This window comes from Pseudomonas sp. Root569 (assembly GCF_001427465.1).
GTDB classification, from domain to species: domain Bacteria; phylum Pseudomonadota; class Gammaproteobacteria; order Pseudomonadales; family Pseudomonadaceae; genus Aquipseudomonas; species Aquipseudomonas synxantha.
On sequence record NZ_LMGQ01000007.1, the window covers coordinates 24,063 to 38,603 of the forward strand.

The 14,541-nt window shown below is 62.4% G+C and carries 15 protein-coding genes; 9 read left to right on the top strand and 6 right to left on the bottom strand.

Going from position 1 to position 14,541, the window contains the following annotated elements:
* Positions 1-175: 175 nt before the first annotated feature.
* Positions 176-1,180 carry an inositol 2-dehydrogenase gene (gene iolG / locus ASD70_RS08180; protein ID WP_056846156.1) on the bottom strand — a complete coding sequence of 335 codons (1,005 nt, stop codon included), beginning with the start codon at positions 1,178-1,180 and terminating at the stop codon, positions 176-178.
* A gap of 43 nt (positions 1,181-1,223) precedes the next feature.
* Positions 1,224-2,249 (bottom strand): LacI family DNA-binding transcriptional regulator, encoded by a 1,026-nt coding sequence (locus ASD70_RS08185; RefSeq protein WP_056846157.1) that lies wholly within the window; start codon positions 2,247-2,249, stop codon positions 1,224-1,226.
* A gap of 123 nt (positions 2,250-2,372) precedes the next feature.
* On the opposite strand from ASD70_RS08185, the gene ASD70_RS08190 reads away from it, so the two are divergent.
* Genes ASD70_RS08190 through ASD70_RS08200 form a run of 3 tightly spaced genes read left to right on the top strand, consistent with a single transcriptional unit; the run spans position 2,373 to position 5,307 of the window.
* Entirely contained in the window at positions 2,373-3,218 is an 846-nt protein-coding gene (locus ASD70_RS08190; RefSeq protein WP_046068355.1) for an SDR family oxidoreductase, read from the top strand.
* Positions 3,218-4,342 (top strand): phytanoyl-CoA dioxygenase family protein, encoded by a 1,125-nt coding sequence (locus ASD70_RS08195; protein ID WP_056846158.1) that lies wholly within the window; start codon positions 3,218-3,220, stop codon positions 4,340-4,342. The genes ASD70_RS08190 and ASD70_RS08195 overlap by 1 nt, the downstream gene beginning before the upstream one ends.
* A 41-nt stretch (positions 4,343-4,383) precedes the next feature.
* A complete protein-coding gene (locus ASD70_RS08200) occupies positions 4,384-5,307 on the top strand; it encodes a sugar ABC transporter substrate-binding protein (protein ID WP_046068357.1) in 924 nt (307 codons plus the stop codon).
* Positions 5,308-5,355: 48 nt separating this feature from the next.
* Here the strand turns inward: ASD70_RS08200 and ASD70_RS08205 are convergent, their stop codons facing one another.
* Positions 5,356-5,670: a DUF2834 domain-containing protein gene (locus ASD70_RS08205; protein WP_046068358.1), complete on the bottom strand. Its 315-nt coding sequence runs from the start codon at positions 5,668-5,670 to the stop codon at positions 5,356-5,358.
* 192 nt (positions 5,671-5,862) lie between these two features.
* Between ASD70_RS08205 and ASD70_RS08210 the strand changes: the two genes are divergently transcribed.
* Positions 5,863-7,572, top strand: a complete 1,710-nt coding sequence (locus ASD70_RS08210; protein ID WP_056846159.1) for an amidase — start codon at positions 5,863-5,865, stop codon at positions 7,570-7,572.
* Between the two features lie 134 nt (positions 7,573-7,706).
* On the opposite strand, the gene ASD70_RS08215 is transcribed toward ASD70_RS08210, so the two are convergent.
* Positions 7,707-7,922, bottom strand: a complete 216-nt coding sequence (locus ASD70_RS08215) for a DUF6434 domain-containing protein (RefSeq protein WP_046068360.1) — start codon at positions 7,920-7,922, stop codon at positions 7,707-7,709.
* A gap of 158 nt (positions 7,923-8,080) precedes the next feature.
* On the opposite strand from ASD70_RS08215, the gene ASD70_RS08220 reads away from it, so the two are divergent.
* Positions 8,081-8,512 (top strand): nuclear transport factor 2 family protein, encoded by a 432-nt coding sequence (locus ASD70_RS08220; protein WP_046068361.1) that lies wholly within the window; start codon positions 8,081-8,083, stop codon positions 8,510-8,512.
* Positions 8,513-8,519: 7 nt separating this feature from the next.
* Here ASD70_RS08220 and ASD70_RS08225 read toward each other — a convergent pair whose 3' ends face one another.
* A complete protein-coding gene (locus tag ASD70_RS08225; RefSeq protein WP_056846160.1) occupies positions 8,520-9,845 on the bottom strand; it encodes an aminotransferase-like domain-containing protein in 1,326 nt (441 codons plus the stop codon).
* A gap of 89 nt (positions 9,846-9,934) precedes the next feature.
* Between ASD70_RS08225 and ASD70_RS08230 the strand changes: the two genes are divergently transcribed.
* From ASD70_RS08230 to yghX, 3 genes are read left to right on the top strand one after another with little or no spacing between them, the layout of a single operon-like run.
* A complete protein-coding gene (locus ASD70_RS08230; protein ID WP_056846161.1) occupies positions 9,935-10,825 on the top strand; it encodes a DMT family transporter in 891 nt (296 codons plus the stop codon).
* A gap of 51 nt (positions 10,826-10,876) precedes the next feature.
* The gene (locus ASD70_RS08235; protein WP_056846162.1) at positions 10,877-11,371 is read left to right on the top strand and encodes a PaaI family thioesterase; all 495 of its coding nucleotides are present in this window, start codon (positions 10,877-10,879) and stop codon (positions 11,369-11,371) included.
* Positions 11,372-11,414: 43 nt separating this feature from the next.
* A complete protein-coding gene (yghX, locus tag ASD70_RS08240; protein WP_056846163.1) occupies positions 11,415-12,302 on the top strand; it encodes a YghX family hydrolase in 888 nt (295 codons plus the stop codon).
* A gap of 14 nt (positions 12,303-12,316) precedes the next feature.
* Here the strand turns inward: yghX and ASD70_RS08245 are convergent, their stop codons facing one another.
* Positions 12,317-13,189, bottom strand: a complete 873-nt coding sequence (locus tag ASD70_RS08245; protein WP_056846164.1) for a LysR family transcriptional regulator — start codon at positions 13,187-13,189, stop codon at positions 12,317-12,319.
* 130 nt (positions 13,190-13,319) lie between these two features.
* On the opposite strand from ASD70_RS08245, the gene ampC reads away from it, so the two are divergent.
* Positions 13,320-14,462, top strand: a complete 1,143-nt coding sequence (gene ampC / locus ASD70_RS08250) for a class C beta-lactamase (RefSeq protein WP_056846165.1) — start codon at positions 13,320-13,322, stop codon at positions 14,460-14,462.
* Positions 14,463-14,541 lie beyond the last annotated feature (79 nt).

The window sequence follows — 14,541 nt, forward strand, 5'->3', positions numbered from 1 at the left end:
GAGGGGGCTTGCCCGCGAAGACGTCAGCCCAGCAAACATTGATGTTGGCTGAACCACCGCTATCGGGAGCAAGCCCCACATTGGATCGCGGGCGCATCAGTTGGATCATCGGCGGCTGTCAGGCCGCTGCGGGAGCAAGCTCCTCCCACACCCCATCGATCACAAGTAAGTCCCGCTACAGGTCATAACGGACCGCCACACTGCGCCCGGTGTTCACCGACTCCAGCGCACAATCAGCCAGATGCAGGGCATACAACCCATCACGCATGCCAGTAGGCAACTCACGCCCCTCACTCAGCGCCTCGATGAACTGCGCCAGCTCATTGCGATAAGCATCCGCATAACGTTCAAGGAAAAAGTGCTGCAGCGGCTCCAGCGCTTCGGTGTGTTCGGCGCTCCAGTGACGCAGGGTGCTGGGACGATGGTTATCGGTAAGCAATACACCACTGGCGCCGGAGACTTCTACGCGCTGGTCGTAGCCATACACAGCCTGGCGACAGCAGTTGATATGGCATTGCTTGCCCGAGGCGGTGCGCAGCAAGACCATCACGCTGTCGTAGTCGCCAATCTGTTCCAGCGTCGGATCTACCAGGCGGCTGGCGTAGGCGCTGACTTGCACCGGTTCTTCGCCGAGCAAGTGGCGGGCGGTGTCGAAGTCGTGAATGGTCATGTCGCGCAAGATGCCACCGGAATGTTCCAGGTAATCACGCGGGGCCAGGCCCGGGTCGCGGCTGGTGATGATCACTTGGCGCACGGCGCCGATCTGGCCCGCATCCAGGGCCTGGCGCAGGCGCAGCATGTCGGGGTCGAAGCGCCGGTTGAAGCCGAGCATCACCCGGCCGCCCTGGCGCTCCACGGTGTGCGCCGCGCTGCGCGCCTTGGCGATATCCAGGTCGATGGGTTTTTCGCAGAGTACCGCCTTGCCCTGGGCCACGGCGGCGAGCAACAGCTCGATGTGGGTGTCGGTGGGGGTGCCGATCACCACCGCATCGATGTCCTCGCGGCTCAGTACGGCGGTGCAGTCATACGCCGCTTCGCATCCCAGCTGCGTACTGAGGGCATCGACGCCTTCTCGCCAAGGGTCGGCCACCAGCACCAGCGTGGCGTTGGGATGGGCGGCGACGTTGGCGGCGTGGATCTTGGCGATGCGCCCGGCACCTAGAACGGCGATACGTAGCATGGTCGAACTCCTGGATCGTTATTGGATTTGTAGTTTCAGAACTTCAGTCCGGCAGGTTGAACGGCGTGACGATCTGCACCTGTGAGGGCGCAATCGGCCCGGCCTTCCATAGCCGGTGGTATTGCAGGATGTGCAGGAACACGTGGCGGGCATCGATCTGCAGGTTGTGATCGATGATCGCCGCGACTTTTTCTTCCCTCAGCAGTTGGCGGTTTTCTTCGTCGAGGTCGTGGCCGATAAAGACTTCCAATGGGCGACGCTGTGCGGCAAAGGCATCGACGATCGCACGGTTGCCGCCGCCGACGCTGTAAACCGCCTTGAGCCCGGGATTCTGGTGCAAGGCTTGGGTCACCCGCTCAAAGGTGCGCTCGTATACGCCATAGCCGCCGCTGATATCCAGCACCCGCAAGTGCTCGGCGCGGCCACGCAGCCAGGCGCGAAAGCCCATCTCGCGTTCTTCTTCGCCACGGAATAGTTCACTGCCGATCACCACCGCCACGTCCTGGGGCTGGCTGGGCAGCCAGCGCGACATCAGGTAGGCGGCGGTCTGGCCGGCAGTGCGATTGTCCATGCCCACATAGCCGATGCGTTCGCTTTGGGGCAGGTCCGTCACCAAGGTCACCACCGGAATGCCGGCGGCAATCAGTTGCTTCACCGCCTGGTTCACCGCCGGCTCATCGGCGGCCTTGAGCACCACGCCCTGGCTGCCCGTGTCGAGGCAGCGCAGCAATTGGTCGTACATGGCCTGGGGCTCGATTTCTTCGAACAGGTGAAAGCGCGGCGCAATGCGAAATGGCGCGAGGCTGGCCAACTGCGCCACGATTGCCGCCTGCACCGCCGCGCTGAAACGCTGGGGCGTGTGCATGATGACGTCCACATGGAAGGTGCGCCCCACGGCCAGGCCGTTTTTCTCCTGGGACTCCAACTCCTCCAGCGCCTGCTCGATACGTCGCCGGGTTTGCGCATGCACGCTGCCACGCTGGTGCAACACGCGATCGACCGTGGCCTTACTGACGCCGGCCTGGGTGGCGAGTTGCTTGATGGAAAAATGCTTTGCGCGTTCGAGCATGGGCTTCGCCTGAGGTGTTTTTGAGGTCTTTTTTGGGCGTTACTGAGGTTTTGCAATGCTAGTCTCAGTTTTGTCCGGCGTCGAGCCGGGCCGGCAAAACAACAAAAATCCCAGGAGAGCCCAATGCCCCACACCGACCTTAAGACCTCGTTCAACGGTCAGTACTTTGTCGTTACCGGCAGCACCCAGGGTCTCGGTGCGGCCGTAGCCCATACCCTGGCTCGCCGTGGCGCAGCCGGGCTGATCATTTGCGGGCGCCGCCGTGCCGAGGGCGAAGAGCAGGTACGCCAGCTGGCACGGCTGGATTGCCAGGCTTTTTTTGTCGAGGCCGACCTGGAAAAGGTCGAGGACTGCCGCACGATCATCGAGGCTGCGCGCAGCCATTTCGGCACCTTGCACGGCTTGGTGAACTGCGCCGGCATGTCTGACCGCGGCACCATCCTCGACACCTCGCCGGAACTGTTCGAGCGTTTGTTTGCGGTGAATGTGCGCGCGCCGTTTTTCCTGATGCAGGAAGCGCTCAAGCTGATGATCAGCAATGGCGTGGAAGGCGCGGTGGTGAATATCCAGAGCGTTACCGGGCATGGCGGCCAATCGTTCTTGAGTGCCTACGCCGCGTCCAAGGGCGCACTGGCGATCCTGACCAAGAACGTCGCCTTCAGTGCATTGCGCAACCGCATCCGTGTGAATGGCTTGAATATCGGCTGGATGGACACGCCCCACGAGGACCAGATACAGCGTCAGTACCACGGCGCCCAGGACGGCTGGCTGGCAGAGGCCGAACGCGCCCAACCGTTTGGACGCCTGCTCAAGCCCGAAGAAGTGGCGCGCAGCGTGGCGTTTCTGTTGTCCGCTGAGTCGGGAATGATGAGCGGTGCGGTGATCGACCTGGAGCAAGGGGTGGTTGGCTGCACCGACAGCAGCACGCCGCAACCCCACCAGGCCCTGAGCCTCCCCGGAGGTGTGTGATGCCTGCCTTCGTAACCGGCGACGCCGTGCGCCTGGCCGATTTCAGCCGGATCTGCGCACAGCGTACCAACACCAGCGACTACCCGCTGTGCCTTGAGGTGCAAGGCAACGTGCCGATTTATCAGGCCCACACCTTGCGCAACAGTGACCGCCTGGCCGTCATGAACGAACTGCATCACCTGTTCCGTGACGGTCCCGGCGTGATGGTGGTGCGCCAAGCCTATGAAGACTTGGAAGTGGTGGACCGCCACAGCCGGGTGTTCGAAGCGATCTTTGCCCATGAAGCCGCCCATGGCGTGGCCGCCGATCACTTTGCCAAGGCCGGCAGCAACGGACGCATCTGGAATGTGCTGCAAAAAGCTGCCGTGCAGTCACCCGAATCCTTTGCCGAGTACTACGCCAACCCCCTGCTGGGGTTGATTGCCGAGGCCTGGTTGGGCCCGGGCTTCCAGGTCACGGCACAGGTCAATGTGGTGCGCCCCGGTGGCCAGGCACAGCAGCCGCACCGCGACTTTCACCTGGGTTTCCAGACCAATGAAGTAGTCGAGCGTTTTCCGCTGCCGCTGCATGTGCTGTCGCAGTATTTGACGCTCCAGGGTGCCATCGCCCATTCGGATATGCCGCTGGAAACCGGCCCGACCCAACTGTTGCCGTTTTCCCAGCAGTACGCCTTGGGTTATCTGGCCTGGCGTCGCTCGGACTTTATCGACTACTTCCAGCAACACGCCGTGCAATTGCCGCTGAACAAGGGCGACTTGCTGTTCTTCAACCCGGCGCTGTTCCATGCCGCCGGCACCAACCGCACCACTGACCGCCAGCGCATGGCCAACCTGCTGCAAATCTCATCGGCGTTCGGCAAGCCGATGGAAGCTGTCGACCGCGACCGCATGATGCTGGCGGTCTACCCAGTGCTGCTGGCCAATCCCAACCTGGATGCCCAAGCCGTGATCGCCTGCACCGCAGATGGCTACTCCTTCCCCACCAACCTCGACACCGACCCACCGTCGCAGGGCCTGGCCCCACAAACCGGGCAGCAGCTGATGCTGCAAGCCCTCAACGAACGCTGGCCGTGCTCGGACTTCGCTGCTGCCTTGGCGCATTGGCGGGCCAAGCGCCAAGCGTGAATCTCGATGCTTTGACAACAACAAAAACAACGGAGCAAACCATGAAAAAGCAACTCCTTGCAGCACTGCTGACCTTTGCGATCAGCCCCTGGGCCCTGGCTGATATTCGTATCGGCGTGAGCATCGCCCAGGTGGATGACGTGTTCCTCGCGCAAATGCGCGACTACATGGCCACCCACGCCAAGGAACTGCCCGACGTCACCCTGCAATTCGAAGACGCCCAGGGCGATGTGGTGCGCCAGCTCAACCAGGTACAAAACTTTGCCGCCCAGGGCATGGACGCGATTATCGTCAACGCGGTGGACACCGCCGCCACTCAGAAAATGACGCTCAATGCCCAGCAAGCCAAGATCCCGCTGGTGTATGTCAACCGTCGCCCGGAGTTCAAGGAGGTGCCGGCAGGCGTGGGCTATGTAGGCTCGGACGAGATCAAGGCGGGGGAAATCCAGATGCGCTACCTGGCCGAGAAAATGGGCGGCAAGGGCAACCTGGCGATCATGCTCGGGCTGCTGTCCAACAATGCCACCCACAACCGCACGCTGGGGGTCAAGACCGTGCTCAAGGACTACCCCGATATCAAGATTGTCGAGGAACAAAGTGCCGAATGGCAGCGCAGCAAGGCGATTGACCTGATGAACAACTGGATCGTATCCGGGCGCAAAATCGATGCCGTGGCGGCGAATGCCGATGAAATGGCGATCGGCGCGGCCATGGCCATCAGCCAGGCAGGCATGCAGCCGGGCAAGGACATCCTGGTGGCCGGCAGCGACGGCGGCGCGGCTGGGTTGGATGCGGTGAAAAAAGGCCAGTTGCTGGTCACCGTGTACCAGGACAACAAGGGCCAGGCGGTGGGCTCCATCGACCTGGCGGTGAAGATGGTCAAGAAGCAGCCGTACACGGCGGAACTGACGATTCCTTATCAGCAAATCACCAAGGACAACTACCAGGCGTTCCTCAACCCCTGATAGGCCGCGCAATATCGGTGGCGAGGGGCTTGCGCCCTTGCCACACGCTTAGTTTAGTGCTCGACGGGAAAACCCATTGACCACGATGTAAAGCAGCGGCCCCACCGACACAAACACCGCCGTCAACAAAAAGTACGGCAACACCGACGCCAGCGACCGCCCTCGCCCACGCGCATCGCGGTACATCCACACACACGCCAGCACCGCCATCAAATACAGGTCGATCACCACCTGCGCCGTATCGGGCCGCGACATCAGTTCCCGTCCAAACGCCAACAGCGATTGCTCAGCCGTGAGCATCGTCCCCACCGTGTAGAGGGTAAATCCCAGCAAGGCAGCCAGGGCGATATAGGGTCTGTGCATGGTCTCTTCCTTGAAGTGCAATGGTAGTCATCGCGCCCACCATAGCGACAAAGCTCTATCGCTCGCAATCGCGCTGACGTGTTCATCTGGCCGATCATGCACGCCGCCTACCCAGTGCATCCCACGCTGGTTTTGTGAAATATCTGTACGTAGACTGCCGCCATACCCCCACTTGAAGGCGGCGAAAAAAACCTGATGCAAGTTACTGAAGTCTCCATTGCCCAATTGCGCGCTGCGCTGGAAGCCGGTCAGACCACGGCAGTTGAACTGGTCCAGGCCTACCTGGCGCGGATCGATGCCTACGATGGCCCGCACACCGCCACCGCATTGAATGCCGTGGTGGTACGCAACCTCGACGCCCTCAAGGAAGCCGAAGCCTCTGACGCGCGCCGTGCCAAGGGCCAGACCCTGGGGCCGCTGGATGGCATTCCCTACACCGCCAAGGACAGCTATCTGGTCAAGGGCCTGACCGCTGCATCCGGCAGCCCGGCGTTTGCCAAGCTGGTCGCCCAGCGTGACGCCTTCACCATTGAACGCCTGCGTGCGGGCGGCGCCATCTGCCTGGGCAAGACCAACATGCCGCCGATGGCCAATGGCGGCATGCAGCGTGGCGTGTATGGCCGCGCCGAAAGCCCCTACAACGCCGACTACCTCACCGCCCCGTTTGCCTCTGGCTCCTCCAATGGTGCCGGTACCGCCACTGCCGCCAGCTTTGCAGCGTTTGGCCTGGCCGAGGAAACCTGGTCGAGCGGTCGCGGCCCGGCCTCCAATAACGGTCTGTGTGCCTACACCCCTTCCCGTGGCGTGATTTCGGTACGCGGCAACTGGCCGTTGACCCCGACCATGGACGTCGTGGTGCCCTATGCGCGCACCATGGCTGACCTGCTCGAAGTGCTCGATGTGGTGGTGGCCGAAGACCCCGACAAGCGCGGCGACCTGTGGCGCCTGCAGCCCTGGGTGCCGATCCCCAGCGTCACGTCGGTGCGCCCGGCTTCGTACGCCGCCCTGGCGGTAGGCAGCGCAAGCCTGGCCGGCAAACGCTTTGGCGTGCCGCGCATGTACATCAATGCCGACCCTGAAGCCGGCACCAGCGAAAAACCCGGTATCGGCGGGCCGACCGGGCAAAAGATCCACACCCGTGCCACGGTGATCGAGTTGTGGCAAGCCGCGCGCCAGGCCCTGGAAGCTGCCGGGGCCGAAGTGATCGAGGTGGACTTCCCGCTGGTATCCAACTGCGAAGGCGACCGTCCCGGCGCACCGACGGTGTTCACCCGTGGCCTGGTGTCCAAGGAGTTTCTCCACGATGAGTTGTGGGAGCTGTCCGCGTGGGCGTTCGACGACTTCCTGCGCGCTAACGGCGACCCGAGCCTGAATCGCCTGGCCGACGTGGATGGGCCGAAGATCTTCCCCCACGACCCTGGCACCCTGCCCAACCGCGAAGACGACCTGGCCGCCGGCATGGACGAATACGTGCGCATGGCCCAACGCGGCATCACTCCATGGGACCAGATCAGCACCCTGCCCGATGGCCTGCGTGGCCTTGAGCAAACCCGGCGTATCGACCTGGAAGACTGGATGGACAACCTCGGCCTCGACGCCGTGCTGTTCCCGACCGTGGCCGATGTGGGCCCGGCGGATGCCGATGTGAACGAAGCGTCTGCCGACATCGCCTGGAGCAACGGCGTATGGGTAGCCAACGGCAACCTCGCGATTCGCCACCTGGGCGTGCCCACCGTCACCGTGCCGATGGGCGTGATGGCGGATATCGGCATGCCGGTGGGGCTGACGTTTGCCGGGCGTGCCTATGACGATTCGGCGCTGCTGCGCTTTGCCTCGGCGTTCGAAGCCACCGGCAGTAAACGGATGATCCCGCCGCGTACGCCACCATTGGCGGCCAGCTAAACGCAATTCAACTGTGGGAGGGGGCTTGCTCCCGATAGCGGTGTGTCAGTACCAGATGTGCTGACTGAACTGCCGCCATCGGGAGCAAGCCCCCTCCCACATTTTGAGCGTATTTTCACATCACGCACCGTGGCTCAGGAGCGCGGAGCCTCGCGACGCCGCCACTCGTCCACCACATCACCCATAGTCTTGGGGTCGCCATTGCGTATCCACGCCATGAATGGACGGTTGAACTTGAACCTCGGCCCGCACTGTTCAAGCATGAAACGGCGAACGTTCTGAGTGTTTTTGTAGTTGGGAGTCACGGGTGTAGCGCGGGTGAGAGGGTCGCTATGCCAGTCAAAATCCATTTTGCACCTTGGCTTATGGAGGGGGTGTTTACCCACCCTAACCTCTAATCACTTCACACCGCTGCAAAATTTCACTTTCCCTCCACGCCGAAACTATTGCATGGTTGTACGACGACATACCTCGTCGTATCCACCCCAACAAAAACAAGGAAACACCCATGCCCAAGCTCAAAGTGCTGATCGGCTTCCTATGCCTTTTCTGCGGCTACGTCGCCGCCGCGCCTGCTACCGCAGAAAAGGACGTAGCCCAGGCAGTCGATCAATTGACCCAAGCCATGCTGCACCTGGACCTCAAGCAGCTTCACGCATTGACGTCCGACAAGCTCACCTACGGCCACTCCAGCGGCAAGGTGCAGAACAAGGCGCAATTTATCGCCGACCTGGAAACACACACCAGCGCCTTCAAAACCCTGGAAATGCAGAACCAGACCATCACTCTCAATGGCGATACCGCCCTGGTGCGCAACCACTTCCATGCCCTGGCGGTGAACAGCGGTGTGGACACGCCAACCGATATCGACAACTTCCAGGTCTGGCAGAAGCAACATGGCAAATGGCTGCTGATCGGGCGCCAGGCTTACAAGTACTGAGAACAGGTCACCACGCCACCACCTTGCGCACCTTCATCAGGGCTTCACGCAACTGCGCCATTGTCACCGAACCCAGGGCCAGGCGCAGTGCGTGGGGCACCTGGGCCGAGACCGCGAAAGGCTCGGCGGTGGAGACGCAAACACCGTCGCGCTGCAAGGTCATGGCGACTTGATCGGCGCGCACATCCTCCGCCAGTGGCAACCACAAAAAATACGATGACGGATGGCTGATATACCTCACCCCCGTCAGCACCTGCGCCGCCAACACCTGGCGGGCCAGGGCATCCTCGCGCTTTTGCGCTTCCAGTTGCGCCACCGTACCGTCTTCGAGCCAGGCCACCGCAATCGCACTCATCACCCCCGGTACGTTCCAGGTGGTGGCCATGATCGTACGTTCCAACGTGTTCACCCAAGCCGACGGCGCAGCGATAAAACCCACGCGCAAACCGGTGGCGACGCTCTTGGACAACCCGCCGATATACACCGTGCGCTCCGGGGCCAGCGTCGCCAACGGCGCGGGCGCATCGTCGGCGAGAAACGCGTAGGCGCCATCTTCGATGATCATCAGGTTGTGCTGCCGTGCAATCGCCACCAAGCGCTCGCGCTGTTCCAGGCTCAGCACCCAGCCCAGCGGGTTATGCAGGGTCGGCATGCTGTACACCGCACGTACCGGGCGCCTGCGACACAGGTTGTGCAGGTGGTCCAGGTCCGGGCCGCTGGCCGTGACCGGGATGGCGACGATTTCCAGGTGCAGGGTTTCAGCCAGCACCTTGAAGCCCGAGTAGGTCAGCGCATCCACCGCGATCACATCCCCAGGCTTGAGCAATGCCATCAGGGTCACCGCCAGCCCATGCTGGGCGCCGCTGACGACCAGTACTTGCTCGGCATCCACCGTCAGCCCTCGGTTCATCAAGTGTCGCGCCACAGCGGCGCGCTCATGCACACGCCCGGCATGGGGCTGGTAACGCAGCAGCGCCTCCAGGTCGCCGGACAGCGCCAGTTGGCGCAACGCCGTGCGCAACAGTTCGGCCTGGCCCGGCAAGGACGGGTAATTGAAGTTCAGATCCAACAGGCCCGCCGCCACCGTCATCTGCCCACTGCCCTGCCCCGGCGGCAACGCAATCTCGCGCACGAAGGTGCCGCGCCCGGTCTCGCCACTGACCAGGCCCATGGCTTCCAACTCGCTGTACACCCGGCTGGCAGTCACCAGCGCCAAGCCATGCTCGGCGGCCAATTGCCGATGAGTGGGCAGGCGCGTGCCAGGTGGCATCTGACCGCTGCGAATGGCCTCGGCGAAGGTATCGACCAGCGACTTGTAGCGGGCACGGGGCATAAAGCTGTATCCATGACAATTTTTTGATTGCCTTAATCTTCAACCCTAGGATAGCCGCCACGCAATCCCCCTTTTTCGGACAGCCCCTTATGGAACGTACCTCCCGCCTCGGCACCCTGGATAGCAGTACCCAGGGCTGGATCAACGGTTTTATCGGCGTGGTGATTTTCAGCGGCTCGCTGCCGGCCACGCGCCTGGCGGTGATGGAGTTCGACCCGGTATTCCTCACCATGATCCGCGCGACCCTCGCCGCCTTGCTGGGCATAGGCCTGTTGTGGCTGTTCAAGGAGAAACGCCCTGCCCGCCAGCAATGGGCACCGCTGATCATCGTCGCCCTCGGCGTAGTGATCGGCTTCCCACTGCTGACGGCCCTGGCCCTGCAATACGTGACCTCGGCCCACTCCATCGTCTTCATCGGCCTGCTGCCACTGGCCACGGCGGTGTTCGGCGTGCTGCGTGGCGGTGAGCGGCCCAGGCCGGTGTTCTGGTTGTTTTCGACCCTGGGCAGTCTGTTGGTGATGGGTTATGCCTTGGCCCAAGGCTTGAGCGCCGCTCCTGCGGGCGACTTATTGATGCTGTTGGCAGTGCTGGTATGCGGCCTGGGTTATGCCGAAGGCGCCAAACTGTCGCGCAGCCTCGGCGGCTGGCAGGTGATCTGCTGGGCGTTGGCGGTGTCGTTGCCGGTAGTGGCGCCGCTGAGCCTGCTGCTGGCGCCTTCGTCCTTCAATGGCATCAGCCTGCCAGCGTGGCTGAGCCTGGGGTACGTGTCGCTGTTCAGCATGTTGATCGGCTTTGTGTTCTGGTACCGCGGCCTGGCCCAGGGCGGTATTGCTGCAGTCGGCCAGTTGCAGTTGCTGCAACCTTTCTTCGGCCTGGCGCTGGCGGCGGGCCTGCTGCACGAACAGGTCAGCCTGGGCATGGTGCTGGTGACGGTGGCGGTGATCGGCTGCGTGGCCGGGGCGAAGAAGTTTGCTCGCTGACGCGCAGCCTGCTAAACAGAGGCGTCGCCCCAAGAACAACAAGGACTCTACATGCACAGCGCATCTCTGCAGGACACTACCGCGCCTGAAGGCATCTGCTATGGCTGCGGTAGCAGCAACCCCCACGGCCTGCACATCAAGAGCCGCTGGGCCGACGATGGCGTGCACGTCATCGCCGAGCATCAGCCCGAGGCTAAATACAGCGGCTGGCCGGACTTGGTCTACGGTGGCCTGATCGCCATGCTGGTGGACTGCCATTCCAACTGGACCGCCATGGCCTACCACTACCGTGCCGAGCAACGTAAACCCGGCAGCCTGCCACGCATTGACTGCGTCACCGGCAACCTCGGTATCAAGTTCATCAAGCCCACCCCCATGGGTGTGCCCCTGACCCTGCGTGCGCGGGTCGAAGGCGACGTCGGACGCAAAAGCCGCGTAGTCTGCGAGGTGTATGCCGGCGACGTACTCACCGCCATCGGTGACTCGGTGTTCGTGCGCGTCGACACCGGCCAACTGGCCGCGGCCGCCCATGGTCGCGAGCCTTGATCCTGGTCTACAGTGACTGCAACCGCTGACCGAGGACTGCACAATGACCCGTCTCACCGCCAAGGACTTTGCCCCCGAACTGCTGGAGCTCTACGACGGCTACGCCCACGGCAAGCTCAACCGCCGCGAATTTCTCGACCGTGCGGCGCTGTTCACCTTCGGCGGCCTCACCGCCTCGGCGCTGCTGGCAGCCCTGAGCCCCAACTACGCCCTGGCCGAACAAGTGAAATTCACTGACCCGGACATCGTCGCCGACTACATCACCTACCCATCGCCCAAGGGCAACGGCACGGTGCGCGGCTACCTGGTGCGCCCGGCCAAGGTCGCCGGCAAGCTGCCGGCCGTGGTGGTGGTGCATGAAAACCGTGGCCTGAACCCCTATATCGAAGACGTTGCCCGGCGCTTGGCCAAGGCCGGCTTTATCGCCCTGGCCCCGGACGGCCTGACCTCGGTCGGCGGCTACCCCGGCAACGACGAAAAAGGCGTGGCACTGCAACAGACCGTCGACCCGACCAAGCTAATGAACGACTTCTTCGCCGCCATCGAATGGCTGATGCACCACGACAGCAGCACCGGCAAGGTCGGCATCACCGGGTTCTGCTATGGCGGCGGCGTGACCAATGCAGCGGCTGTGGCCTACCCGGAACTGGGCGCGGCGGTGTCGTTCTACGGGCGCCAACCCGATGCCAAGGATGTACCGCGCATCAAGGCGCCGATCATGTTGCATTACGGTGAGCTGGATACGCGAATCAATGAGGGCTGGCCGGCGTATGAGCAGGCATTGAAAGCCGCCGGCACCACCTATGAGGCGTATATCTACAAGGGCGCCAACCACGGCTTTCACAACGATTCGACACCGCGCTATGACGAAGCAGCAGCGAACCTCGCCTGGGAGCGTACCCTGGGCTGGTTCCACAAATACCTCGTCTAACAGACCCTCCCAGGTTAGGCAGCACTCGTCTGCAACCAACCTTTGAACGCGAGCATCGCCGGTGTTTCATTGCGCGACTGCAAACGGGTCAACCAATAGCTGCCAGTCGTAATTCCTACCTGGAACGGCTGGCGGAACACATCGCTCTCCAACTGCCGCGAAAACATCAGCGCCGGCGCCAGCGCCACGCCGCTGCCTTGCAGGGCGGCTTCCATCATCGCCAGCGAGGAGTCGAACACGATACTGCGCGGCACCCGCGTATCGGTGGGCAAGCCGGCGGCCTGGAACCACAGGTTCCACTCATCGGCACGGTAGGAGCGCAGCAAGGTGTGCTTCAACACGTCCGCCGGGCTTTGCAGTTGCTCGGCAATCTGCGGTACGCACAACACCGTCAACGGCGCCTCCAGCAATGGGCATGCATCGGTGCCGTGCCAGGCACCGGCGCCAAAGCGGATCGCGTAGTCAAGGCCTTCGGCGGCCACATCCACGCGGTTGTTGTGGGTGGACAGGCGCAGGTCGATAAACGGGTAGCGACTGTGGAAATCCGCCAGGCGTGGCAACAGCCAGCCCACCGCAAAGGTGCCGACCGCCCCCACCGTCAGCACTTCACGGTAATGCCCGCCCTCGAACTGGCCCAACGTCAGGGCAATGCGATCAAAGGCATCACGCAGCACCGGCAGCAGGGTTTCGCCTTCGCTGGTGAGCATCAAGCCCCGAGGCAAGCGCTTGAACAACGTAACATTGAGTTGGGCTTCGAGACTTTTAACCTGATGGCTGACGGCCGCCTGGGTCACGCACAGCTCAATGGCCGCACGGGTAAAGCTCAAATGGCGCGCCGAGGCTTCGAAGGCACGCAGGGCATTGAGCGGCAAGTGGGAACGCAGCAAGGCTTACCCCAATTTTTCTAATGGCTGGTGCGAGATATCATCGTTTGCCCGCGTCCTGAAATCCACCTAGATTTGCCACGCCTGCGCAGGTTCTGATCGTCATCACTCTTTTACATGGAAGCGAGTCACCATGAAGCGTAACTTACAAACACTGCTGGTTTCCGCGTTATTACTGGGGTCTGGCAGTTGCATGGCCGCCGTCGATATACGCCAGGTCGTGGACAGCAACGTCAAAGCCTTGATGCAGCAGCAAGCTATCCCGGGCTTGTCGGTGGCCATCGTTAACCAAGGCAAGGTGCAATACTTTAACTACGGCGTAGCCGCCAAGGACACCCAGGCACCAGTCACCGAAGACACCCTGTTCGAAATCGGCTCGGTGAGTAAAACCTTCACAGCCACCCTCGGCGGGTATGCCCAGGCCACCGGCAAGCTCAAGCTGTCGGACATGGCCAGCCAACACTTGCCCGCCCTGGCTGGCAGCGCGTTCGATCACATCAGCCTGCTGCAATTGGCGACCTATACACCAGGCGGCCTGCCCCTGCAGTTCCCGAAAACAGCCGACAGTGCCAACACCATGCTCGGCTACTTCCAACACTGGAAGCCCACTTATGCGCCGGGCGAACAACGCCTGTACTCCAACCCCAGCATCGGCCTGTTCGGCTACCTGACAGCGCAAAGCCTGGGCCAGCCGTTCAACGTCGCCATGGAGAAGACCCTGCTGCCCAAGCTGGGCCTGACCAACACCTATGTCAGCGTGCGCAGCGACAAAGCCGGCCAATATGCCCAAGGCTATGACAAGCAGCAAAACCCCGTACGCGTCAGCCCCGGCGCCTTGGACGGCGAAGCCTACGGCATCAAGACCAGCAGCCAGGACCTGGCCCGCTACGTTATCGCCAACATGCACCCGCAGGCCCTGGAACAGCCGCTACAACAGGCCATTGCAGCCACTCACGCCGGCTACTACACCGTCAACGGCATGACCCAGGGCCTGGGTTGGGAACGCTACCCCTACCCCATCACCCTGCAAGCGTTGATCGACGGCAACTCCACGCCGATGGCGATGGAGCCGCACAAAGTCAACTGGCTGAGCCCGGCCCAGGCGCAACCGGCCAACGTGCTGTACAACAAGACCGGCTCCACTGGTGGGTTTGGTGCGTATGTTGCGTATGTGCCGAGCAAGGATGTGGGCGTGGTGATCCTGGCGAACCGCAACTATCCGAATGCCGAGCGGGTGAAGGTGGCGCACGCGATCTTGAGTGCGCTGGATAAATAACACCGAACACAAAAACCCTGTGGGAGGGGGCTTGCCCCCGATGGCGGTGGTTCAGTTACAGATGCATTACTGACACTCC

Excerpts from the sequence above, each read along its gene's own strand:
- ASD70_RS08205 (WP_046068358.1), bottom strand. The coding sequence starts at position 5,670 with ATGCACAGACCCTATATCGCCCTGGCTGCCTTGCTGGGATTTACCCTC.
- yghX (WP_056846163.1), top strand. The coding sequence starts at position 11,415 with ATGACCCGTCTCACCGCCAAGGACTTTGCCCCCGAACTGCTGGAGCTC.
- ASD70_RS08200 (WP_046068357.1), top strand. The coding sequence starts at position 4,384 with ATGAAAAAGCAACTCCTTGCAGCACTGCTGACCTTTGCGATCAGCCCC.
- ASD70_RS08235 (WP_056846162.1), top strand. The coding sequence starts at position 10,877 with ATGCACAGCGCATCTCTGCAGGACACTACCGCGCCTGAAGGCATCTGC.
- ASD70_RS08215 (WP_046068360.1), bottom strand. The coding sequence starts at position 7,922 with ATGGATTTTGACTGGCATAGCGACCCTCTCACCCGCGCTACACCCGTG.
- ampC (WP_056846165.1), top strand. The coding sequence starts at position 13,320 with ATGAAGCGTAACTTACAAACACTGCTGGTTTCCGCGTTATTACTGGGG.
- ASD70_RS08230 (WP_056846161.1), top strand. The coding sequence starts at position 9,935 with ATGGAACGTACCTCCCGCCTCGGCACCCTGGATAGCAGTACCCAGGGC.
- iolG (WP_056846156.1), bottom strand. The coding sequence starts at position 1,180 with ATGCTACGTATCGCCGTTCTAGGTGCCGGGCGCATCGCCAAGATCCAC.
- ASD70_RS08195 (WP_056846158.1), top strand. The coding sequence starts at position 3,218 with ATGCCTGCCTTCGTAACCGGCGACGCCGTGCGCCTGGCCGATTTCAGC.
- ASD70_RS08190 (WP_046068355.1), top strand. The coding sequence starts at position 2,373 with ATGCCCCACACCGACCTTAAGACCTCGTTCAACGGTCAGTACTTTGTC.
- ASD70_RS08185 (WP_056846157.1), bottom strand. The coding sequence starts at position 2,249 with ATGCTCGAACGCGCAAAGCATTTTTCCATCAAGCAACTCGCCACCCAG.
- ASD70_RS08220 (WP_046068361.1), top strand. The coding sequence starts at position 8,081 with ATGCCCAAGCTCAAAGTGCTGATCGGCTTCCTATGCCTTTTCTGCGGC.
- ASD70_RS08225 (WP_056846160.1), bottom strand. The coding sequence starts at position 9,845 with ATGCCCCGTGCCCGCTACAAGTCGCTGGTCGATACCTTCGCCGAGGCC.